This window comes from Streptococcus rifensis (assembly GCF_053203525.1).
Genome location: NZ_JBRUCW010000004.1, coordinates 110,002 through 131,408, shown reverse-complemented (window position 1 = coordinate 131,408; position 21,407 = coordinate 110,002). Strand labels below are relative to the sequence as shown.

The following is a 21,407-nucleotide window of genomic DNA, read 5'->3' as shown; positions in this document are numbered from 1 at the left end:
AGGTTAAAACTCCGTTAATTCAAAGGCACCAGTCTCTTTTTCATAAGCGAGATGCTTATCTGATAGCAACTCGATGAATTCGATATGGTAAGCAGTGTTGGCTTCAACAACTTGACGTGCCTTAATGCGACCTTCCAATTCGTTAGCTGCATCTACTTCGAGATAGAGAGCCTTCGTCATTTCTCGCTTAGGGTTAGTTGTTTTTGTTTCTTGGTAAAAAACTTTGTAAATCATAGGTTTCCTTTCATTAGTGACGGTCAAAATTGTCTGTAGGAAAATGCCCAGCTCGTAAACACAAGCTGAGAAGGGGTTATCCAATTAAGGGTAATAAATTGACCTGAATGTAATCGTACTAAAATTATATCATAGTTTTAGGAAAATGAGCAAGTTGCAGAAACGAAGGAAAACGATTTAACAGGGATTGGTCGAAATTTGAGGACTTTTTTCAGTTTCAGATAGTGAACATATACTCCTAATATTCCTCTTTCTAGGTCGACTAGCTCTGGCTTCAAGATGAAAAGCTAGGTTCAGGCGGTTCAAGTTTCCTTTTTGCCATTTATTTAGTAAAATAGAGGGTGATCCTTCGGTCATAGAAATGATAGACCGAATCGTAGGGAAAGGGAATAGAATGAATATTTTAGCTATAGATACCTCGAACAAAACCTTATCTGTTGCTCTTTTATCTGGCAATGAACTATTGGCAGAAGCAACCCTTAATATTAAAAAAAACCACTCAGTCACTCTCATGCCAACAATTGACTTCTTGATAGCTCAAATTGACTGGAAGCCTGCGGACTTGGACAGGATTGTGGTGGCTCACGGGCCTGGGTCTTATACCGGGCTTAGGATAGCGGTCGCAACAGCCAAGGTGCTAGCTCAAGCACTGGCCATTGACCTGGTTGGTGTATCCTCTCTCCAAGGCCTCCTTAGCGAAGAAACGTCTGGTCTTGTTGTGCCCCTGATGGATGCTAGACGTAACCACGTGTACACTGGGTTTTATGAAAATGGCAGAGCTGTTGAACCTGATGGATACCGCAATTTTGAGCAGGTATTAACAAAACTTGGCCAAATAGCCCCTGACCAGTTGACCTTTGTTGGCGAGACGGAAAACTTTGTGGAGCAGATTCTAGAGGTATTTCCAAACGCTAGCGTCAAACCGAGCCTGCCCTCAGCTTATCACTTAGGGCGTTTGGGAGCCAGCTTAGAACCTGTCGACATTGATCGCTTTGAGCCTCAATACCTCAAGCGTGTCGAGGCTGAGGAAAATTGGCTCAAAAATCATGAGGAGACGGACCGAGATGCCTATATTAAACGGGTTTAGCCTGACAGCCTCCGACGTGCATGAGATTTTAGCAGCTGTTTATGGAGTCTCGCCCTGGACGTTGGAGCAGATTGCGGCTGACTTAGCACGTCCTGAGACAACCTACTTTGCACTAGCAGAAGCAGATGAAGTCATCGGCTTTTTAGCGATTCAAGACCTGTCAGGAGAGCTGGAAATCACACAATTGGCAGTCTTACCTGATTACCAAGGAAAGGGGTATGGTCGTCAGCTCCTTGAGGCTTTAAAAGATAGACCAGAGGCCATCTTTTTAGAGGTCCGAGCCAGCAATCGATCAGCCATCAGCCTCTATCAGAAACAGGGCTTTAAAGAAGTCGGTAGACGTCAGGCTTATTACCATAACCCTACAGAAGACGCCCTCTTGATGGCAAGGTCTGCACAGATAAACCAGAATGAAAAATGAGAATGAGAACATGAGTGATAGATATATTTTAGCTTTTGAGACGTCTTGTGACGAAACTAGTGTTGCCGTCCTTAAAAACGAGGACGAGCTTCTATCTAATGTCATCGCTAGTCAAATCAAGAGCCATCAGCGCTTTGGCGGTGTGGTGCCAGAGGTCGCTAGTCGCCACCATGTTGAGGTTATTACGGCCTGTATCACCGAGGCCCTAGAGGAGGCAGGTGTTACTGCCAAAGACTTGTCGGCGGTAGCGGTGACTGAAGGTCCAGGCCTTGTTGGCGCTCTGCTCGTTGGGGTGTCAGCGGCCAAGGCCTTTGCTTGGGCGCATGGTCTGCCCTTGATTCCTGTTAACCACATGGCCGGACACCTGATGGCTGCTCGTCACGTTCAGCCTTTGGATTATCCGCTCCTCGCCTTATTGGTCAGCGGGGGCCATACGGAATTAGTTTATGTTGCAGCGCCGGGTGATTATAAAATTGTCGGTGAAACGCGAGATGATGCTGTTGGAGAAGCTTATGATAAAGTCGGTCGTGTGATGGGGCTTCCTTATCCCGCAGGTCGACTGATTGATGAGCTGGCTCATCAGGGTCAGGATAGCTACAATTTCCCTCGGGCCATGATGAAGGAAGACAATCTGGAATTTTCCTTTTCTGGGTTAAAATCAGCCTTTATCAATCTCCATCATAATGCCGCCCAGAAAGGTGAAGATTTGGTTCAAGAAGATTTAGCAGCCTCCTTTCAGGCGGCCGTTATGGATGTTCTCATAGCCAAAACCCAAAAAGCACTTGAGCGCTATCCTGTTGAAACCTTAGTTGTGGCAGGAGGTGTGGCAGCCAACCAAGGCTTGCGTGAGCGCTTAGCAGCGGACATCAAGGATGTGGAGGTCATCATTCCTCCTCTGAGACTCTGTGGGGACAATGCAGGCATGATTGCGCTGGCAGCGGCAGTTGCTTATGAAAAGGGGCAATTTGCAGATTGGTCCTTAAATGCTCGTCCGAGTTTGGCCTTTGAATCCTTGTAAAGGAATAGAATTAGGAAGTATGATGGATAAACAAACATTTCGTGCGGGCCTGAAGGCTGCCATTCCAACAGGGATGGGCTATTTAGGAATCGGAATGGCCCTGGGGATAATTGGTGCGACTGAAGGTGTCTCCCCTTTCCTTGTTTTGCTGAGCAGTTTAATGATATACGCTGGCTCAGGCCAGTTCGCCTTGGTAAGTCTGTTGGCAACAGGGGCTAGTTTGCAGGCCATTGCCCTGACCATTTTCCTCATCAACCTGCGTCATTTTTTGATGGGACTGCATACAGCTACCCTGTTTCCTCAAATGAGTCTGGTCAAGACCTTAGGGGTTGGTAGTTTGCTGACGGATGAAAGTTACGGTGTTATGTTGGGACAGGATATTCGAGACCAAAACCTGTCGCCTGACTGGATGTTGGGGAACAATATCCTCAGTTATTCGGTTTGGGTAGGGGCGACCTTTTTAGGTGCCTTACTTGGGGAACGAGTGCCAGATCCTTATATGCTGGGGCTAGATTATGCCTTAGTTGCCATGTTTATCGGGATTTTCGCATCTCAGTTCAGAGCCTTAGAGAAAACAGATAGCTGTAGTACTATTTTTAAAATTCTGTTGGTTGTTGGGGCCAGTTTTTTGGGTATGTCTTTGGTTTTGCCCAAATCTTTAGCCGTACTGACGGCGACGCTTTTAGGGTGTGCAATGGGGGTTTATTTAGATGGAAAATAGCTATGTTTTATCAGCCATTCTGGTTTCCAGTTTGGTCACTGTCATTCCACGATTACTGCCCTTTGCTCTTTTAAAAAAGGTTCAATTGCCAGAAAAAATCCTCAAATTTTTAAAATACCTACCAGTATCCATTATTTTTGCCTTAACTTTTTCCAGTTTGTTTGATGTGTCCTCAGGCGGTTTTCCAAAATTACTCCCCTTAGAAACGGTCGCAAGCCTTGTTGTGATTTGGGTTGCCTTTCGCTATAAAAACCTTCTCTTTACCGTCGGTGTGGGTGTTGTCCTCATGGCCTTTTTAAGGTTGGTGTTTTAAATGATCACGCTTCAAAAAGCAGACCAATCCCACATCAAAGGAATCCAAAGGGTTTGTTCAGCAGGGTGGCGTACGACCTATCAGGACATTCATGACACTGACTACATTGACCAAGTGATTGAAGAATACTATAACCTCAAAAGGTTGGAAAAAGAGGTGACTGTCCATAATCATTCATGGACAGGCTATTATGTGGCTTTAGAAAATGGGGAAGTCATTGGAGCAGCTGGCGGCGGTCTGATTGCTGATACTGTTGGCGAACTTTTTGTACTATACCTTGATCCGGCGCGTCGAGGAGAAGGGATTGGTAGCCGTCTTTTAGAAGCAGTAACAACTGAGTTAGTCGGTTTAGGTGCTAAGGAGCAATGGGTGTCTGTCACTTCAGGTAATCAAAAGGGTATTCCTTTTTATGAAGCTAAGGAGTTTGCTCTTGATGGTCCTCATCCAGATAAAGTCAATAGTTTGCGCTATTACAGAAAGCTTTAGAGGAGACGCTAATCTTCTCTCCTCCATTTTTCCAAAACCATTCCAGGGAAACATGGTATAATAGGGTGATTCAATTTGAGGTAAAATTCCAAGGAATGGTTGCGACAAGATCACAGAAGGTGTGCAAATCTTAGGATTTCTATTGACTGGGAGACTGCTATCAGTCGTTAGGATAGGTTTTTCGTTTTTGAAGATTTTCTAAGGATAGCGTTCAGGTTTTTTCTGCACTTCCGATTTGAGCGAATAAGAGTGAGAATGGGATGACTTCGGTAACAATGGTTATCGCTAGGAGCTGATTTGACAAGGGTTTGAACCTTTTTTGTCCTGAACTTTAGAGGAGATAAAAGAGACATGGCAAAGACAGCACAAGGACGTGCCAGTGGCAAGATTATACTGATGGGAGAGCATTCGGTGGTGTATGGGAAACCAGCGATTGCCCTACCTTTTGAGGCGGTTGAAGTATTGACAACCGTTACAGAAGGAGAGGGAGACTTAACGGTTAACTGCGCCTTTTATGATGGTTTGGTTCATGAGATGCCCAAGGTCTATGAAAGTTTAAAACATGCCATTCGGTTTTCTCTCTATCGCCTAGGGGTATCGCAAAACCCCGCTATAAAAATCGAGATAACCTCAACCATTCCTGCAGAGCGGGGAATGGGGTCGAGTGCAGCGGTGGCAGTGTCCGTTGCTAGAGCCTTATTTGCGTCCTACGAAAAGGAGCTAACTGAAAGTGAGCTTTGGGATATTGCCCAATCCTCAGAAAAAATTGCCCATGGGAATCCTTCTGGCGTTGATGTTACCACGATCAGTCGGGAGCAGTCGGTCTACTTTGTCAAAGGACAGCCGATTGAAATCTTAAACGTCGATTTGCCGGGTTATTTAGTAGTGGCTGATACTGGGCGTATTGGTCATACCCTTGAAGCTGTCCAACATGTGGCGGACTGGGTAGACATAGAAAATCAGGGTGGTGCGGACCTTTATTTTAGCCCGCAAGGGCATATTGAGATTTTGGGCGAGCTTGTTGCCGCTAGCAAGGAAGCCTTACTAGATCGAGATATCAATCGCTTAGGAAAGCTGATGAATCGTGCCCAAGGGTATCTTTATGACCTTGGTGTTTCGGATGATTCCTTAGAGCATCTGGTACGAACGGCCAGAGAAGCAGGAGCTCTTGGAGCAAAATTAACAGGTGGTGGCCGTGGTGGTTGTATGATTGCTCTAGCCTCATCAGCCGATCAGGCTCACTCTATCGCCCAAGCTCTCGAACAAGAAGGTGCTAGCCAGACCTGGGTTCAATCTCTAGCAAAGGCGAGCTTCTCACTAATCTGAAACTGACAAGGAGATAAGATGATAGCCATAGGACGAGCGCGTGCCCATACCAATATTGCCTTGATTAAATACTGGGGAAAGAGGGATAAGGCCCTCTTTTTACCAATGAACAGCTCCCTTTCCCTAACCTTAGACGCTTTTTACACAGACACTCAAGTGATTTTTGATGAGGACTTAACAGAGGATCAGTTTGTCCTCAATGGGCAAAATCAAACGGATTCTGAAGTGATCAAAATTAGCCAACTTCTGGATCTTTTTCGCAAGGCATTCAAGGAAACGCGGAAAGCCCAAGTGCTATCTTATAACTTTGTGCCTACTGCAGCAGGTCTAGCCTCTTCAGCCTCAGCTTTTGCGGCCCTAGCTATGGCGGTCAATCAAGCCTTGGGCCTCGGCTTAGACCGAGAAACCTTGTCGACTTATGCGAGACGGGGATCAGGATCTAGCACTCGTTCCCTTTTTGGAGGGTTTGTCGAATGGGATATGGGGACGACATCAGAAAACTCAGTTGCACGACCCGTAGATGATGCTAGTTGGGATGTGGGGATGATTGTTCTTGCTATCAATACCTCCAAAAAAACAATCTCAAGTCGGATAGGTATGGATCATACGGTAGCCACCTCGCCTTTTTATGAGGCATGGAAAGAAAGTGCCAAACATGACTTGGTAGCAATTAAGGAGGCCATCCTAGCGCGTGATTTTCAGACCGTGGGCCAGATTACTGAGCACAACGGTATGAAAATGCATGCGACAACCTTATCTGCTAATCCACCGTTTACCTATTTTGAGCCAGAAACCTTGCGTGTTCAGAATCTCGTGCGACAAATTCGTGAGGTTACAGGACTTTCAGCTTATATGACCATGGATGCTGGGCCCAATGTGAAAGTGTTGTGCCGAGCATCTGAGATGGAGCGTTTGGTTGCGGAATTGGCTAAGGATTTCCCCAAGGAAAAAATCATTACCAGCCTTCCTGGTCAGGCGGCCTATTACTTAACAGAAGAAGAGTGGCGGGAAAGTGAGAGACGTTTTTATGACGACTAAAGATAAGGTAAGGGTCCAGGTTCCCGGTAAACTCTTTATTGCAGGTGAGTATGGCGTCGTCGAAGGAGCGCCAGCCATCATAGCTGCAGTTGATAAGTATTTAACGGTCACCGTGGCAGCGAGCACTGACCAAGGGAGTCTGCAGTCCTCGCAAGATCCTAATCTTACCTTGGCTTGGACCCGTTCTTCGGGCAGGATTCAGTTTCAGGAGGACCATCCCTATGCCCTAGTTGTTAGAGCTATGCAGATGGCTGAAGACTATGTCAGCAGTCAAGATATTTTCGTAGATGACTATTATAGCCTCAAAATCACTAGCCATCTAGATGATACCAGTACAGGTCGAAAATATGGCTTGGGCTCAAGTGGCGCTGTGACCGTGGCTGTTTTACGGGGCATCCTTGCTTATTACCACTGCCCAGTACCAGCCTTAACCCTCTATAAGCTTGCAGCCCTTACTCATACGAGACTCGGAATGAGAGGCTCCATGGGCGATCTGGCAGCTTCAAGTTTTGGAGGACTCATTGCCTACCAACGACCAGATCGAGACTGGTTGTTAGGAAAAATGGCAGAGCAGTCTATCTTGCCTCTCATTGACCAAGATTGGCCGAATCTACGGATTGAGCGTTTGCCTTTGCCCCAATCTCTCAAGCTCTTAGCTGGCTGGACCAAAACCCCGGTCTCTACAGAACATTTGGTGGGGCAAATGCAAGGAGGCCTCTCAGAAGAACAGGCCGATCAGCTTCATCAGGCTTTCCTAGCTGATAGCCACTCCTGCGTCGATGGCTTGATTGCTGCCATTTACCAAGGAAAGACCAAGGCTATTTTAGCGGGCATACGCCAGAATCGTCAGCTTCTTTTGGCTTACACCAAGCAACGCGGGATTCTCCTTGAGACTCCTCTATTGGAGACGCTCATTGCTATTGCAGAGGGAGCAGGTGCAGCCAGTAAAACCTCTGGTGCAGGTGGAGGAGACTGTGGGATTAGCTTAGTTGAAACAGCAGAGCAGGCCTTAGAAATCACCACTAATTGGGAACGAGCAGGTATTTTACCGCTTGACCTCTCCCTTGCACCCATTACGGATTAAAGAGGAACCTTTATGACCCAGCAAACGAACCGCAAGGACCAGCATGTCGGCCTTGCCAATCAACAATACCAAGCGTCATCTGGACCTGATCTAGAAGCGGTGCGCTTTGTCCACCATGCTTTTGCGGAGGTAGATGTGGCTGACATTTCGGCTGACACCCAAGTAGCAGGCCTTGATTTTTCAACCCCTTTCTTTATCAATGCTATCACAGGAGGCAGTCCTCAAACCACCAAGATTAACCAACGCTTAGCGGTACTTGCTCGGGAGACAGGCCTAGCTCTCGCAACAGGTTCTGTCAGCATTGCCATGACAGACCCTGAGGCAGCAGCCTCCTTTAAAATTATCCGGCAGGAAAACCCCGACGGCTTAGTTTTCGCTAATCTTGGGGCCCACCATGGCCTTGAAAATGCCAAGCGAGCTGTTGATCTCTTAGAAGCCGATGCCCTGCAAATCCATGTCAATGTCCCTCAGGAAATCGTGATGCCAGAAGGGGAGCGTGCCTTTCGAGGCTGGCTAGATAATGTGGAAACTATTGTAGCCAATCTATCTGTCCCTGTCATTGTCAAGGAGGTCGGCTTTGGCATGAGTAGAGAAACCATCGCTGACCTCTACCAGCGTGGGGTGCAGATAGTGGATATCTCCGGTCGCGGTGGCACTAACTTTGCCCGTATCGAAAATGCCCGCAGAACGATAGCTAAATATGATTTTCTAGAAGATTGGGGGCTAACGACTGTAGAGAGCTTGCTAGAAGCAATGAGTTTGCCAGCGGACAAGCGTCCACAAATGATTGCCTCTGGCGGGGTACATCATGCCCTCGATGTCGTTAAATGTCTGGCCCTCGGGGCAGACTTGGTTGGTCTTTCGGGACAGGCCCTTCAGTGGGTGCGCCAGCCAGATAGTCTGGATACAGCTATCGAGACAGTTAAGGCTATGCAGGACCAAGTTCGTGAACTCATGACCATCTTAGGCGCCAAAAGAATTGCCGATTTGCGCCAGACCGATCTGGTCTTGCCAGCTAGCGCATACCACTGGGCCCAAGCCCGTGGTATTGACGCGCAGATTTATGCCGCGCGAAGCTCCAAAATATAAAAGGCTAACTTCTAAACTTCTGCGCAGTCACCTATTTTTAGTCGAACTTAGGCAGGTGTGTATTTTCTTATCTAATTATAGTCTTCTTGCCTATTATCACGATGACAGTTTATCTTAAAACACCCCTCTAGTTTTTAGGACTTGTTCCTAAATATTAGAGGGGTGTTTTTTGTTGTTATGGCAGTTATCCAACTTCAGCCGATATTACTGATGATTAGAGCGTCGTGATGTAATTGAGAATTCGAAGTACTCAATTGGAATATAATGCTTACTTGAGACAATCAATTTTTCTTTATTATAAACATTTTCCTGTATGAGAATGAAACGATCATGGTTAGAAAGAGTGTATTTTGTCGCACTGAAATTTCCTGACTGAGTGTAAACGAAGTCATTTTGAGAATGGTTGGCAATATCAGATTGATAAAGACGGTGTTCAAGAAAATGTGCCAACTCGACAGTGTCGTGCAAGGTCATCTCTAAGTCAGAAATGACTTCAATAGGGACAAAAGATAAAGAATAAGCAGATGGGCCATTTTCTGTATGGTACCAGCGATCAGCAATAACCACGACAGGTGTCTCGTGCTTTAAGGACGAAGCAACTGCTACAGAAGGCACTTCGAGGCGAAACTCTAGTTCCGTTTCAAGGATGTCAAGAGACATACAAGCCTTTATAGGATGTTGCAAATATTCTAAGCCCATCTTGCTATCTGATTCTGTTGAATAGTCCCTGATAAAATTCCCTTTACCTCGCACATTTTTCACCAAATGGTCTTCCTGCAAGAGAGCTAATGACTTTCTGAGGGTGGCACGACTGACATTAAGCTGTTCTGCTAGTTCGGGCTCAGAAGGCAACTGCATGCCAGGTGTGTATATACCGTCCTGAATCAGTTTAAAAATTTGATTGTAGACTTGAACATGTTTTAATTTTTTTAATTTGGTATCTAATTCATTTTTAGGCATATTAGCCTCCTAAAAGTCTATTTATAGGCTATTTTAATGAAATAATGAAAAAAAATCAACAAAAAGATAAAAAAGCGTTTACAAAATACAACTTGTATGTTATTATACAAGTATAACAAAAACAAACAAGACATATAGGAGGTCTTAAATATGCAAAATTATTCTGGTGAAGTCGGATTACAGTATCACTTACAGATTCGCCCGGGTGATGTGGGACGCTATGTGCTCATGCCAGGAGATCCAAAACGGTGTGCCAAGATTGCAGAGCATTTTGATAATGCTGAACTAATAGCAGATAGCCGCGAGTATGTAACTTACACAGGAACTTTAAATGGTGAAAAAGTAAGTGTCACATCAACAGGTATCGGTGGATCTTCAGCTTCTATTGCCCTGGAAGAGTTAAGGTTGTGCGGTGCAGATACTTTTATCCGTGTTGGAACCTGTGGAGGTATTGATCTCGACGTTAAAGGTGGGGACATTGTTATTGCAACAGGTGCTATTCGGATGGAAGGAACTAGTAAAGAGTACGCGCCCATAGAATTTCCAGCTGTCGCTGATTTAGAAGTAACTAATGCCTTAGTAAATGCCTCTAAAAAACTAGGCTATACAACCCATGCTGGTGTGGTCCAATGTAAAGATGCCTTTTATGGTCAACATGAACCAGAACGGATGCCTGTTAGTTATGAATTACTCAATAAATGGGAAGCTTGGAAGCGTCTGGGAACAAAGGCGTCCGAAATGGAATCAGCAGCTCTTTTTGTAGCAGCTAGTCATTTGGGAGTTCGCTGTGGATCAGACTTCCTTGTTGTCGGAAACCAAGAAAGAAATGCTCTAGGTATGGATAATCCGATGGTTCATGACACAGAAGCAGCTATCCAAGTTGCAGTAGAAGCGCTTCGTATACTTATTGAGGAAGATAAAGCGAAATAAGAAACAGTTAAATGGAGGAAGCCATGCAATTCGTTTATGGTATTATTGGTATTTTATTGGTTTTAGGTATCGTATATGCTATTTCCTTTAACCGACGTCACATTTCACTTGGTTTGATTGGAAAGGCATTATTGGTACAATTTGTTATCGCCATCGTTTTGGTCCGGATTCCACTTGGGCAACAGCTTGTTAAACTGGTTTCAGAAGGAGTTACCAAGGTCATTAACTGTGGCCAAGCAGGTCTGGATTTTGTGTTTGGCTCACTGGCAGACAGTGGTGCAAAAACAGGTTTTATCTTTGCGATACAAACTCTGGGGAATATCGTTTTCCTATCGGCCCTCGTCAGCTTACTTTACTACCTAGGTGTTCTCGGTTTTATCGTCAAGTGGATTGGTAAAGGAGTGGGAAAGATAATGAAATCTTCCGAGGTTGAAAGTTTTGTTGCGGTTGCTAACATGTTTCTTGGCCAAACAGATAGTCCGATTTTGGTCAGTAAGTACCTAGCAAGGATGACAGATAGTGAGGTAATGGTCGTTCTGGTATCAGGGATGGGGAGTATGTCTGTGTCCATTCTTGGTGGCTACATTGCCCTAGGCATTCCTATGGAATACTTACTGATTGCTTCAACAATGGTACCGATTGGCAGTATATTAATTGCAAAAATACTCCTTCCTCAAACTGAACCTGTTCAAAAAATTGACGACATAAAAATGGATAATAAAGGCAATAACGCTAATGTTATTGATGCGGTTGCTGAGGGAGCTAGTACGGGAGCTCAAATGGCCTTTTCAATCGGAGCTAGTCTCATTGCCTTTGTTGGCCTGGTTTCTCTCATAAATCTATTGCTAAGTGCTTTTGGTATTCGTTTAGAACAGATCTTTTCCTATATTTTTGCGCCATTCGGCTTCTTGATGGGATTTGATCGTCAAAACATTCTCTTGGAAGGGAATCTGCTTGGTAGCAAACTCATTTTAAATGAATTTGTCTCTTTTCAACAGTTAGGAAATTTAATTCAGTCTTTAGATTACCGTACAGCTTTAGTCGCAACAATTTCATTGTGTGGCTTTGCTAATCTATCTAGTTTGGGAATCTGTGTTTCTGGGATTGCAGTACTCTGCCCAGAAAAACGTGGCACCTTAGCACGATTGGTCTTTCGTTCGATGATTGGGGGGATTGCCGTCAGTTTATTGAGCGCCTTTATCGTGGGCATTGTGACACTATTTTAAGTTAAAAAATAAGGAGATGATATGATGGAAATGAAAGAGATATTAAATAAAGTAGACCATACATTATTAACGACAACAGCGTCGTGGGAGGACATAAGGCTCATCTTGGATGATGCTATGGCATACCATACAGCATCTGCTTGTATTCCTGCTTCTTATGTTAAGAAGGCAGCGGACTATGTTTCAGGGAAACTAGCGATTTGCACTGTTATTGGATTTCCTAATGGTTACAGTACGACAGCAACCAAGGTATTTGAATGCCAAGATGCTATCAAAAACGGTGCTGCTGAAATTGACATGGTTATTAACTTGACCGATGTTAAAAACGGAGATTATGCGGCCGTTGAAGACGAAATTCGGCAGATTAAGGCGGCCTGTGGCAGTCTTATTTTGAAGGTCATTGTCGAAACCTGTCAATTAACCAAAGAAGAGTTGATTGAACTTTGTGGTGTAGTGACGCGTTCTGGCGCAGATTTTATTAAAACATCTACAGGTTTTTCAACAGCTGGTGCAACCTTTGAAGACGTTGCTTTAATGGCAGAACATGTTGGTAAAGATGTTCAGATTAAAGCAGCTGGTGGGATTTCTTCTTTAGAGGATGCCGAAAAATTTATCTCGCTAGGCGCATCACGTTTAGGAACCAGTCGTATTATAAAAATCGTTAAACATCAAAAGGTGGAAGAAGGCTCTTATTAAGGCTCTATTGTCGGATAGTGGTGCGAGGATGGTTTCATTCATTTTTGACCAAGACTTTGGAAAGATGTGCTGAAGTCGTCAGTTAGCCGTTTGATTTTTAAGACATATAAGAATGAGAAGAAGCTGTGTACACGATGTTCCGGCTTCTTTCCATCCATGAAAGGAGAAACAATGTCGCAATTTGATCGTATTCATTTAGTTGTTTTAGACTCTGTGGGCATTGGTGCTGCACCAGATGCCAACAATTTCGTCAACGCTGGTGTGCCTGATGGGGCTTCAGATACTCTTGGTCACATTTCAAAAACAGTTGGTCTTGATGTGCCCAATATGGCTAAGATTGGTCTGGGAAATATCCCACGGGAAACACCATTGAAAACCGTTCCAGCGGTTGAGCATCCGACAGGCTATGTGACGAAATTAGAAGAAGTCTCTCTCGGCAAGGACACTATGACGGGACACTGGGAAATTATGGGGCTCAATATCACAGAACCATTTGATACCTTCTGGGATGGATTTCCTGAAGAAATCTTAACCAAGATTGAGGACTTTTCAGGCCGTAAAGTTATTCGTGAAGCCAACAAGCCTTACTCAGGAACAGCTGTTATCGATGACTTTGGTCCGCGTCAGATGGAGACAGGCGAGCTGATTATCTACACCTCAGCGGATCCAGTCCTTCAAATCGCAGCCCATGAAGACATCATTCCGCTTGAGGAACTCTATCGTATTTGTGAATATGCCCGCTCCATTACCCTAGAACGTCCAGCGCTTCTGGGTCGGATCATTGCCCGCCCTTATGTGGGAACGCCGGGTAACTTTACCCGTACCGCTAACCGTCATGATTACGCGGTGTCACCGTTCCAAGACACGGTCATGAACAAGCTGGACCAAGCCGGCATTGACGTGTATTCAGTTGGTAAAATCAATGATATTTTCAATGGCTCTGGTGTTAACCATGATATGGGACACAACAAAAATAATGCTCATGGGGTTGAAACCTTAATCAAAACCCTCCAATTACCAGAATTCAAGAAGGGCTTTTCATTCACAAACTTGGTTGACTTTGATGCCCTTTACGGTCACCGCCGCAATCCGCAGGGTTACCGTGATTGTTTGCATGAGTTTGATAGCCAACTGCCAGACATCATAGCAAACCTCGGAGACAATGATCTTCTCATGATTACAGCAGACCATGGCAATGACCCAACCTACGCTGGAACGGACCATACCCGTGAGTACATTCCACTTCTCATCTATGGAAAATCCTTGAAAGGGAGTGGGGTCATTCCACAAGGCCACTTTTCGGATATTTCAGCAACGATTGCAGAAAACTTCGGTGTTGAGAAGGCTATGATTGGAGAAAGTTTCTTAGATCAGTTGGTGTAGGAACACGCTTTCTAAAGCACTATGACCATCTTAGGTGCTAAAAGAATCGCTGAATTGCGCCAGACAGATCTGGTCTTACCAGCCAGTGCCCAGCACTGGGCCCAAGCCCGTGGTATTGACGTGACGGCCTATGGACAACGGTCTCGCAAGTTATTTTAAGAAAAACGACACTCGATTTTGGTCGAGTGTTTTTGGTTGCCTAAGATTCTTTTTAAAGAAAGTCAATTGTTCCGAAAAACAGAACGCTTCCCTGCTTTAACTTGCAAAAGAATTTTTTTTCCTCTAAAATAAGGAAAAATAGATTTGGTCACAGGAGGTCAGGCATGAAGGCGATTGTAACAGTTGTTGGTAAAGATCATACAGGTATTGTAGCGGGGGTAGCGAATAAGCTAGCCATGCTTAACATTAATATTGATGATATATCACAAACCGTATTAGATGGTTATTTTACCATGATGGCTATGGTGTCGACGGATGAAAAGGTTGATTTTACAGCTGTTCGTCAAGATTTAGAGGCTTTTGGTCAAGAGCTCAATGTCAAAATCAATATTCAAAGCACTGCTATTTTTGACGCCATGCACAATTTGTAAGGAGCCGATCATGGATATTAGACAAGTCACAGAAACGATCGCTATGATCGAGGAGCAACACTTTGATATACGGACCATCACCATGGGGATTTCCCTCTTGGATTGTATTGATGCAGATATTGACAAGGCTGCTGAGAAAATTTACCAAAAAATCACGACCAAAGCAGCCAATCTGGTCTCTGTCGGCGATGCCATTGCAGCAGAATTGGGTATTCCCATCGTCAACAAGCGGGTGTCGGTGACCCCGATTGCTATTATTGGCGCGGCGACGGATGCGACGGATTACCTGCCGCTTGCCAAGGCTCTGGACCGAGCGGCTAAAACCATCGGTGTCGACTTTATCGGTGGGTTTTCAGCCCTGGTGCAAAAAGGCTATCACAAGGGCGATGAAATCCTCATCAACTCCATTCCTCAAGCCCTGGCAGAGACGGACAAGGTCTGCGCCTCGGTCAATATTGGCTCCACCAAAACAGGTATTAACATGACAGCGGTCCGTGATATGGGCCGTATCATCAAGGAAACGGCGGAAGCCTCAGATATGGGAGCGGCTAAGTTAGTTGTTTTTGCCAATGCCGTAGAAGACAATCCCTTCATGGCTGGTGCCTTTCACGGTGTTGGCGAGACGGATGTGGTCATCAATGTCGGGGTGTCAGGTCCAGGTGTTGTCAAGCGGGCTCTTGAAAAAGTCAAGGGCGAGAGCTTTGATGTGGTCGCTGAGACTGTTAAAAAGACTGCCTTCAAGATTACCCGCATCGGTCAACTGGTCGGTACTATGGCCAGTGAGCGCCTCGGGGTTAAGTTTGGAATTGTGGACCTGTCACTAGCGCCAACACCGGCAGTTGGGGACTCAGTTGCTCGTGTTCTTGAGGAAATGGGGCTTGAGATGGTCGGCACCCACGGCACAACAGCGGCTCTAGCTCTTTTAAACGATGCTGTTAAAAAAGGCGGCGTTATGGCTTGTAACCAGGTCGGTGGCCTCTCAGGTGCCTTTATTCCGGTTTCAGAAGACGAGGGCATGATTGCTGCTGTTCAGGCAGGCTCTCTCAATCTGGAAAAATTAGAAGCTATGACAGCCATTTGTTCGGTGGGATTGGACATGATTGCGATTCCAGAAGACACACCTTACGAGACCATTGCAGCTATGATTGCTGATGAAGCAGCTATCGGCGTTATCAATCAAAAAACAACAGCTGTCCGCATTATTCCAAAAGGAAAAGAAGGCGACATGATTGAATTTGGGGGTCTTTTAGGAACAGCTCCCGTCATGCGGGTCAACGGAGCCTCCTCTGCGGACTTTATCAATCGTGGGGGGCAAATTCCTGCACCAATTCACAGTTTCAAAAATTAAGACTAACGGTTTAGAGTAGATGTTTTTGCATCTATTTTAAGCCTTTTTTGTCCAAGAAAGGAGATAGGATGTTACTTGGGTTACAGGGAGGAATGGCTGTTGGAAAAACGTCTATCATCCAGTTTATTCAAGACCACTCATCAACCATTCGAGCTGTTGCTGAGGATAATCGTGAAGTAATTGAGCAGTTGAATCGTCAGCAATTGGATAAAACAGTTTATGAGGACTACCTTGAGATTCAACGGTATTGGATTGCTCATGAGATCGAACGTTTTCGCCGCCTACAGGATTATCCCTATCATCTCATTGATTGGGGCGCAGAGGAGATTGCTTTTTACACCCTGCATTACCCGAAATCTATTGGTAAGGATTGGGATATCGAGCAGGCTTTGGCACCAGAGCTAGCAGCCTTAAAAGCTTGTTACCCGGAACGGGTCCTCTATTTAGACGCCATGCCTGAAACCCTTCTTGCCAGAAAGACTGGAGATGTGACGAGGAAGCGGAGCTTTTTCGACCATTATACGAATAAGCTGCTTCCTTATAAAAAAGAATGGCTGATGAGTCAGCTAACTGTCGATACTCTAACCGTAGACAATCTGACAGCTGAAGAGATGGGCTTGGCTGTTCTGAAATGGACGGAGGACCACTTTCAAATCAATCGAAAGGCTTGAAATCAAAACAGGAGTCTCCCTTTTGTGGTATAATAGAACAAGTAGTAAGATAAGGAGAGAGACATGACAAAGACAACCTTATATATTGCCCGTCACGGGAAAACCATGTTTAATACCATTGGCCGAGCGCAAGGGTGGAGTGATACCCCTTTGACAGTGGTTGGTGAGCGTGGTATCAAAGAATTGGGAGTAGGTTTGAAACAGTTTGACCTGACTTTTAATGAAGCTTTTTCCAGCGATTCAGGACGGACGATTCAGACTATGGAAATCTTGCTCAATGAGATTGGCCAGACCGATATTCCTTATACTCGGGACAAACGGATCCGTGAGTGGTGTTTTGGTAGTTTGGATGGTGGCTATGATGCTGAGCTGTTCATGGGAGTTCTGCCACGGATTTATGGGACTGAAACTGAATTTCGTAATTTGACCTATGAAGAGATGGCTAATGGCATTATGGAAGCTGATACGGCAGGCTGGGCGCAACCTTGGGATGTGATCAAAGAGCGCATTACTTCTGGATTTACAGATATTGCTCAAAAAATTGAAGCCCAAGGTGGAGGGAATGCTCTCGTGGTTTGTCATGGTATGACCATCAGTACCTTGGTTTACCTTATCAATCCTGAAATCCCTAAACAAAGCATTGATAATGGTTCTGTGACCGTTCTGACTTACGAAAATGGACAGTTTACAGTCGATATCGTAGGCGATATGTCCTATCGTGCTCATGGGGCAGAGGTGCTTGATGGAAGAGTTTGATATGCTAGAACCTGTTCTAGAGGACACTGTTAGCGAGGATGAAGTGACAGAAGAGGAAGATCAGACTGCGCTAACAGAATCAGACACAACTGATAAACCGATTAGCCTGTTTACGATTTTTGCTGGACTTCTGATGTTGTTGGCTCTCTTTATTGGGATTATTTTTGTACAAGAGTTTAGCAACCCGCAATTGAGTCGAGCAAAAGAACCATTGGCTCAGGCGACGACGGATACAAAATTGCTGACCTCTTTACAATCCGCTCAAGATTTGCCTGATCTGTCTCTCGACAGCTGGGATTTAGTCTTAGTTGGACCGAACTATGTGGCAGAGGAAATGAATCCTGAACTTAGAGAGGTATCGGGTGTTCTGGTGGATAGCCGAATCGCAGAAGCCACCGCTAATTTCTTAGCGGCAGCTCAGACGGTTGATCCAAGCGTGCATCTCATTTTAGGCTATCGCAGTCTAGCAGACCAATCGGGTCTTTATGAAACCTTCATTGCTCAAGAAATGGAAGCACAAGGAATCACACGGGAGGGAGCCATTCCCTTTGTGGATGCCTATTTCCAAGCGCCAGGCACCAGCGAACACATGACAGGTTTAGCGATTGATATGTCAACGGTAGATTATGTGAATCTCATGGATCCAGCTATTACAGCACAATTAGCAGCGATGGCTCCTGATTACGGTTTTGTTTTACGCTATAAGGAAAGCTATCAGGCCCAGACTGGGGTTGCGGCAGAGGATTGGCATTTCCGCTATGTCGGTGTGGAGGCGGCCCGCTATATGACAGATTATGACATGTCTCTAGAAACTTTCTTAACCCGTATCGCTAATGCCACAGGGACTGTTTTGGGAACCCGTCCATCTAGCAGTGCAGTGACGGATGAGGCAGATGTTAGTGATGCCGAAGAACAAATGGATGAAACTACTCCAGAAATGACGGAGATCACGGAGTGAACTGCATTGTTGGCAGCACTAGAACACATCTAAAGAGAGCCCTGTGGCTCTCTTTTTCATATAAAAAAGTAATGGGTACCATCATAGGAAAAACCTATTATCCAAGCTCTTAAAATTATGGTATCATAAGATATTCTATTTTTTAGGGGGAGTTATGGACAATCATAATTTTGAAAACGAAGGGCAGTTTAAGCGCGAGATGACTAGTCGTCACTTGCAGATGCTCTCGATTGGTGGGGTTATTGGGACAGGTTTGTTCTTGAGCTCGGGTTACACCATCGCTCAAGCTGGACCGTTTGGAGCTATCTTTTCTTACCTATTTGGTGGGATCATGGTGTATTTAGTCATGTTTTCACTGGGTGAACTTTCGGTAGCCATGCCTGTAACAGGGTCCTTTCATACTTATGCTACTAAATTTATCAGCCCAGGAACGGGCTTTATGGTGGCTTGGATGTACTGGCTTTGTTGGGTGGTTGCCTTGGCGTCGCAATTTATCGGAGCAGCACAGTTGACCCTTCGCTGGTTTCCAAGTGTGCCGATTTGGTTTTTTGCGACGCTTTATGCGATGTTAGTCTTTGGCCTCAATATGCTCAGTGTGGGATGGTTTGCTAAAGCTGAGGATTATTTCTCCAGCATTAAGTTTTACGCCATCATTATTTTTATCGTTCTTGGTGGTTTGGCTATTTTTGGTATCCTTCCATTTGAGGGAGCTTCTTCTGCACCGCTTTTTGCCAATATTACGGCTAACGGCTTTCTGCCAAATGGGATCATTGGTGTCATATCGGTCATGCTTGCGGTCAACTATGCTTTTTCAGGAGTCGAGATGATTGGGATTGCAGCTGGGGAGACGGATAACCCTAAGGTCGAAGTGCCCAAAGCCATCAAATCAACTATCGGCCTTCTGGTGGCCTTCTTTGTCTTGACCATGGTGGTCTTAGCCTCACTTCTTCCGATGGAGGCGGCTGGCGTCACAGAGGCCCCCTTTGTCACAGTTCTTGATAAAATCGGGATTCCTTATGCGGCAGACATCATGAACTTTGTTATCTTGACGGCCATCTTGTCAGCGTCAACTTCAGGTCTATACGCGTCTAGCCGGATGCTCTGGTCCTTAGCTAATGAAGGTATGATTAGTAAGAGTGTGGTGAAAATTAACAGATATGGTGTTCCTATGCGGGCCATGATTTTATCAATGGTCGGTGTCGTGATTGCCTTGGTTGCCAGCGTCTATTTTGAAGACACCATTTTCCTAGCCCTAGTATCCATCGCAGGCTTTGCGGTGGTCATCGCCTGGCTAGCGATTCCCCTAGCTCAGATTGGATTTAGGAAAGCGTTTCTCAAAAATCATACCGAGGACGAACTCGATTATAAGGCACCGTTCACACCAGTATTGCCATGGATAACTGTCATTTTGCTCTTGGTTTCCATCGTCGGAATCGCCTGGGATCCGTCTCAGCGAGCAGGTCTCTATTTTGGGGTACCGTTCATGATTTTGTGCTATGTTTATCACTATCTACGCTTTAAAAAATGGTAGGAGGCGCTTATGGGACAATTAAAAGAACTTTTAGCCACTAGAGCAGTCCTCATTTTAGACGGGGCTTTGGGAACAGAACTGGAATACCGAGGCTATGATGTGTCAGGTAAACTCTGGTCTGCCAAATACTTGGTTGAAAAACCGGAGGTTATCCAAGACCTGCATGAGACTTACCTCGAAGCAGGGGCGGATATCTTGACGACATCGACCTACCAGGCGACTTTGCCAGGTCTTATCGAGGCAGGTCTTTCTGATGCAGAAGCCGAGAAAGTCTTACGCTTGACAGTAGCCTTGGCTAAAGCTGCGCGGGACAAGGTTTGGGCAAAATTATCGGAAGAGGAAAAAAACAAGCGCCCTTATCCACTAATCGGAGGAGATATCGGGCCTTACGCTGCCTATCTAGCAGATGGGTCAGAGTACAGTGGGGATTATGGTGAGATTACTGTGGAGGCTCTTAAAGCCTTTCACCGTCCTCGCATAGCTATCTTATTAGAAGAGGGTGTGGATTTCTTGATTTTGGAGACGGTGCCAAATGGGAGTGAAGTCCAAGCTCTAGCAGAATTGCTCAGAGAGGAATTTCCAACGGTCGAAGCTTATCTCAGTGTGACCTCACCAAATGGTGAGGCTCTACCAGATGGGACAGTCTTAAAGAGTATTGGAGCTTTGGTGGAGGGGTCTAGCCAAATCCTAGCCGTTGGGATTAACTGCAGTGCGCCTAGGGTGGTCAGCAAGGCTTTGAGAGTCTTGCGCAAGGAGACTGACAAGCCTTTAGTGACCTATCCAAACTCAGGAGAGGTCTATGATGGGGCTACCCAGACCTGGTCAGAAGATGCAGACCACAGCCACAGCCTCTTGGAAAATACTAGAGTTTGGCAGGCACAGGGCGCCAAAATTGTGGGCGGCTGCTGCCGAACCAGACCTAGCGATATCGCAGAATTGAGTCAGGGGTTGAGAGGATAACTGCTTTAGAGGAAAGGTATTGAAACAGTGGCATCAGCCTTCAGACTGATTTTTGAGAGTGGGACAGAAGGCATGATTTCGAAGAAATTGACTTCGTTGTCCCACCTCCGCACAGTTGATTAGGATGGCCTCTAACAATTGCGTAGCAAGGGTTTAGGGCTTCCAATCAACCACTGCGTCAATCTGTTACTACTATCAAAAAGAGAAGCTTGAGACACTCTTGCCCCAAGCTCATTTTTTTGGTTTTTCTCAAAATAGGTATTTTTACGAGGGAAATTATAAAAATAAAGTTGCATATACCTAATTACCATCATCTCAGAACAACATCTGAAGTGTTTTTTGAACAAATGTCATTAACGAATGGCTATAAACAGGGTCTAAAGCTGTTTGTTTAGGGGGATTCTCCTTCGTCGACTTTTAGATGAACACCAAGATATTTTAGTTCTAAGCAGATTTTTAAGGGTCTCAATCGATTGAAAGAAGCTATCATCAATTGGATTTTGATGCAACAATTAAAAGGATTAAATATTATTATATAGAACTCAATCCATGTTTTTTAATAGTTTGTCTGACTTTTTGGA

General features: G+C 45.2%; 24 protein-coding genes. 22 read left to right on the top strand and 2 right to left on the bottom strand.

Annotated features, from left to right (window positions below; all coding sequences use genetic code 11):
* Positions 1-3: 3 nt before the first annotated feature.
* Complete coding sequence (locus ACVRYP_RS03850; RefSeq protein WP_447467452.1) at positions 4-234, bottom strand: DNA-dependent RNA polymerase subunit epsilon; 231 nt, start codon at positions 232-234, stop codon at positions 4-6.
* A gap of 394 nt (positions 235-628) precedes the next feature.
* Between ACVRYP_RS03850 and tsaB the strand changes: the two genes are divergently transcribed.
* The 10 genes from tsaB to fni all read left to right on the top strand — a co-directional run bounded on the left by tsaB (position 629) and on the right by fni (position 8,817).
* Positions 629-1,321, top strand: a complete 693-nt coding sequence (gene tsaB / locus ACVRYP_RS03845; protein WP_447467451.1) for a tRNA (adenosine(37)-N6)-threonylcarbamoyltransferase complex dimerization subunit type 1 TsaB — start codon at positions 629-631, stop codon at positions 1,319-1,321.
* Positions 1,299-1,742, top strand: coding sequence for a ribosomal protein S18-alanine N-acetyltransferase (rimI, locus tag ACVRYP_RS03840; protein WP_447467450.1), 444 nt, complete (start codon positions 1,299-1,301; stop codon positions 1,740-1,742). Before tsaB ends, rimI begins: the two co-directional genes overlap by 23 nt.
* A gap of 10 nt (positions 1,743-1,752) precedes the next feature.
* The gene (gene tsaD / locus ACVRYP_RS03835; protein ID WP_447467449.1) at positions 1,753-2,760 is read left to right on the top strand and encodes a tRNA (adenosine(37)-N6)-threonylcarbamoyltransferase complex transferase subunit TsaD; all 1,008 of its coding nucleotides are present in this window, start codon (positions 1,753-1,755) and stop codon (positions 2,758-2,760) included.
* Positions 2,761-2,782: 22 nt separating this feature from the next.
* Positions 2,783-3,481, top strand: coding sequence for an AzlC family ABC transporter permease (locus tag ACVRYP_RS03830; protein ID WP_447467448.1), 699 nt, complete (start codon positions 2,783-2,785; stop codon positions 3,479-3,481).
* The gene (locus tag ACVRYP_RS03825) at positions 3,471-3,794 is read left to right on the top strand and encodes a branched-chain amino acid transport AzlD family protein (RefSeq protein ID WP_447467447.1); all 324 of its coding nucleotides are present in this window, start codon (positions 3,471-3,473) and stop codon (positions 3,792-3,794) included. The genes ACVRYP_RS03830 and ACVRYP_RS03825 overlap by 11 nt, the downstream gene beginning before the upstream one ends.
* Positions 3,795-4,280 carry a GNAT family N-acetyltransferase gene (locus ACVRYP_RS03820; RefSeq protein ID WP_447467446.1) on the top strand — a complete coding sequence of 162 codons (486 nt, stop codon included), beginning with the start codon at positions 3,795-3,797 and terminating at the stop codon, positions 4,278-4,280.
* A 351-nt stretch (positions 4,281-4,631) separates the two neighbouring features.
* Positions 4,632-5,606 carry a mevalonate kinase gene (mvk, locus tag ACVRYP_RS03815; protein WP_447467445.1) on the top strand — a complete coding sequence of 325 codons (975 nt, stop codon included), beginning with the start codon at positions 4,632-4,634 and terminating at the stop codon, positions 5,604-5,606.
* A gap of 18 nt (positions 5,607-5,624) precedes the next feature.
* Positions 5,625-6,644, top strand: a complete 1,020-nt coding sequence (gene mvaD / locus ACVRYP_RS03810; protein WP_447467444.1) for a diphosphomevalonate decarboxylase — start codon at positions 5,625-5,627, stop codon at positions 6,642-6,644.
* Positions 6,634-7,728 (top strand): phosphomevalonate kinase, encoded by a 1,095-nt coding sequence (locus tag ACVRYP_RS03805; protein WP_447467443.1) that lies wholly within the window; start codon positions 6,634-6,636, stop codon positions 7,726-7,728. Before mvaD ends, ACVRYP_RS03805 begins: the two co-directional genes overlap by 11 nt.
* A 12-nt stretch (positions 7,729-7,740) precedes the next feature.
* Positions 7,741-8,817: a type 2 isopentenyl-diphosphate Delta-isomerase gene (fni, locus tag ACVRYP_RS03800; RefSeq protein ID WP_447467442.1), complete on the top strand. Its 1,077-nt coding sequence runs from the start codon at positions 7,741-7,743 to the stop codon at positions 8,815-8,817.
* Between the two features lie 204 nt (positions 8,818-9,021).
* On the opposite strand, the gene ACVRYP_RS03795 is transcribed toward fni, so the two are convergent.
* Positions 9,022-9,777, bottom strand: coding sequence for a GntR family transcriptional regulator (locus ACVRYP_RS03795; RefSeq protein WP_447467441.1), 756 nt, complete (start codon positions 9,775-9,777; stop codon positions 9,022-9,024).
* A 150-nt stretch (positions 9,778-9,927) separates the two neighbouring features.
* Between ACVRYP_RS03795 and udp the strand changes: the two genes are divergently transcribed.
* The 12 genes from udp (at position 9,928) to mmuM (ending at position 20,826) form a co-directional block, all read left to right on the top strand.
* Positions 9,928-10,707 carry a uridine phosphorylase gene (gene udp / locus ACVRYP_RS03790; RefSeq protein WP_447467440.1) on the top strand — a complete coding sequence of 260 codons (780 nt, stop codon included), beginning with the start codon at positions 9,928-9,930 and terminating at the stop codon, positions 10,705-10,707.
* A 23-nt stretch (positions 10,708-10,730) separates the two neighbouring features.
* A complete protein-coding gene (locus ACVRYP_RS03785; protein WP_447467439.1) occupies positions 10,731-11,933 on the top strand; it encodes a NupC/NupG family nucleoside CNT transporter in 1,203 nt (400 codons plus the stop codon).
* Between the two features lie 24 nt (positions 11,934-11,957).
* Positions 11,958-12,629 (top strand): deoxyribose-phosphate aldolase, encoded by a 672-nt coding sequence (gene deoC, locus ACVRYP_RS03780; RefSeq protein ID WP_447467492.1) that lies wholly within the window; start codon positions 11,958-11,960, stop codon positions 12,627-12,629.
* Between the two features lie 171 nt (positions 12,630-12,800).
* Positions 12,801-14,012, top strand: coding sequence for a phosphopentomutase (locus ACVRYP_RS03775; RefSeq protein WP_447467438.1), 1,212 nt, complete (start codon positions 12,801-12,803; stop codon positions 14,010-14,012).
* A gap of 21 nt (positions 14,013-14,033) precedes the next feature.
* Positions 14,034-14,171: a hypothetical protein gene (locus tag ACVRYP_RS03770; RefSeq protein WP_447467437.1), complete on the top strand. Its 138-nt coding sequence runs from the start codon at positions 14,034-14,036 to the stop codon at positions 14,169-14,171.
* Between the two features lie 164 nt (positions 14,172-14,335).
* Positions 14,336-14,602 carry an ACT domain-containing protein gene (locus tag ACVRYP_RS03765; protein ID WP_447467436.1) on the top strand — a complete coding sequence of 89 codons (267 nt, stop codon included), beginning with the start codon at positions 14,336-14,338 and terminating at the stop codon, positions 14,600-14,602.
* 10 nt (positions 14,603-14,612) lie between these two features.
* Positions 14,613-15,950: a PFL family protein gene (locus ACVRYP_RS03760; RefSeq protein ID WP_447467435.1), complete on the top strand. Its 1,338-nt coding sequence runs from the start codon at positions 14,613-14,615 to the stop codon at positions 15,948-15,950.
* A gap of 68 nt (positions 15,951-16,018) precedes the next feature.
* Positions 16,019-16,621 carry an AAA family ATPase gene (locus ACVRYP_RS03755; RefSeq protein WP_447467434.1) on the top strand — a complete coding sequence of 201 codons (603 nt, stop codon included), beginning with the start codon at positions 16,019-16,021 and terminating at the stop codon, positions 16,619-16,621.
* 63 nt (positions 16,622-16,684) lie between these two features.
* Entirely contained in the window at positions 16,685-17,377 is a 693-nt protein-coding gene (locus ACVRYP_RS03750) for a histidine phosphatase family protein (RefSeq protein WP_447467433.1), read from the top strand.
* 1 nt (position 17,378) lies between these two features.
* Complete coding sequence (locus tag ACVRYP_RS03745; protein ID WP_447467432.1) at positions 17,379-18,335, top strand: M15 family metallopeptidase; 957 nt, start codon at positions 17,379-17,381, stop codon at positions 18,333-18,335.
* A 154-nt stretch (positions 18,336-18,489) separates the two neighbouring features.
* On the top strand, positions 18,490-19,866 hold the full coding sequence (locus ACVRYP_RS03740) for an amino acid permease (RefSeq protein WP_447467431.1): 1,377 nt from the start codon (positions 18,490-18,492) through the stop codon (positions 19,864-19,866).
* A gap of 9 nt (positions 19,867-19,875) precedes the next feature.
* Positions 19,876-20,826 carry a homocysteine S-methyltransferase gene (gene mmuM, locus ACVRYP_RS03735; RefSeq protein ID WP_447467430.1) on the top strand — a complete coding sequence of 317 codons (951 nt, stop codon included), beginning with the start codon at positions 19,876-19,878 and terminating at the stop codon, positions 20,824-20,826.
* The last annotated feature ends 581 nt before the right edge of the window (positions 20,827-21,407 follow it).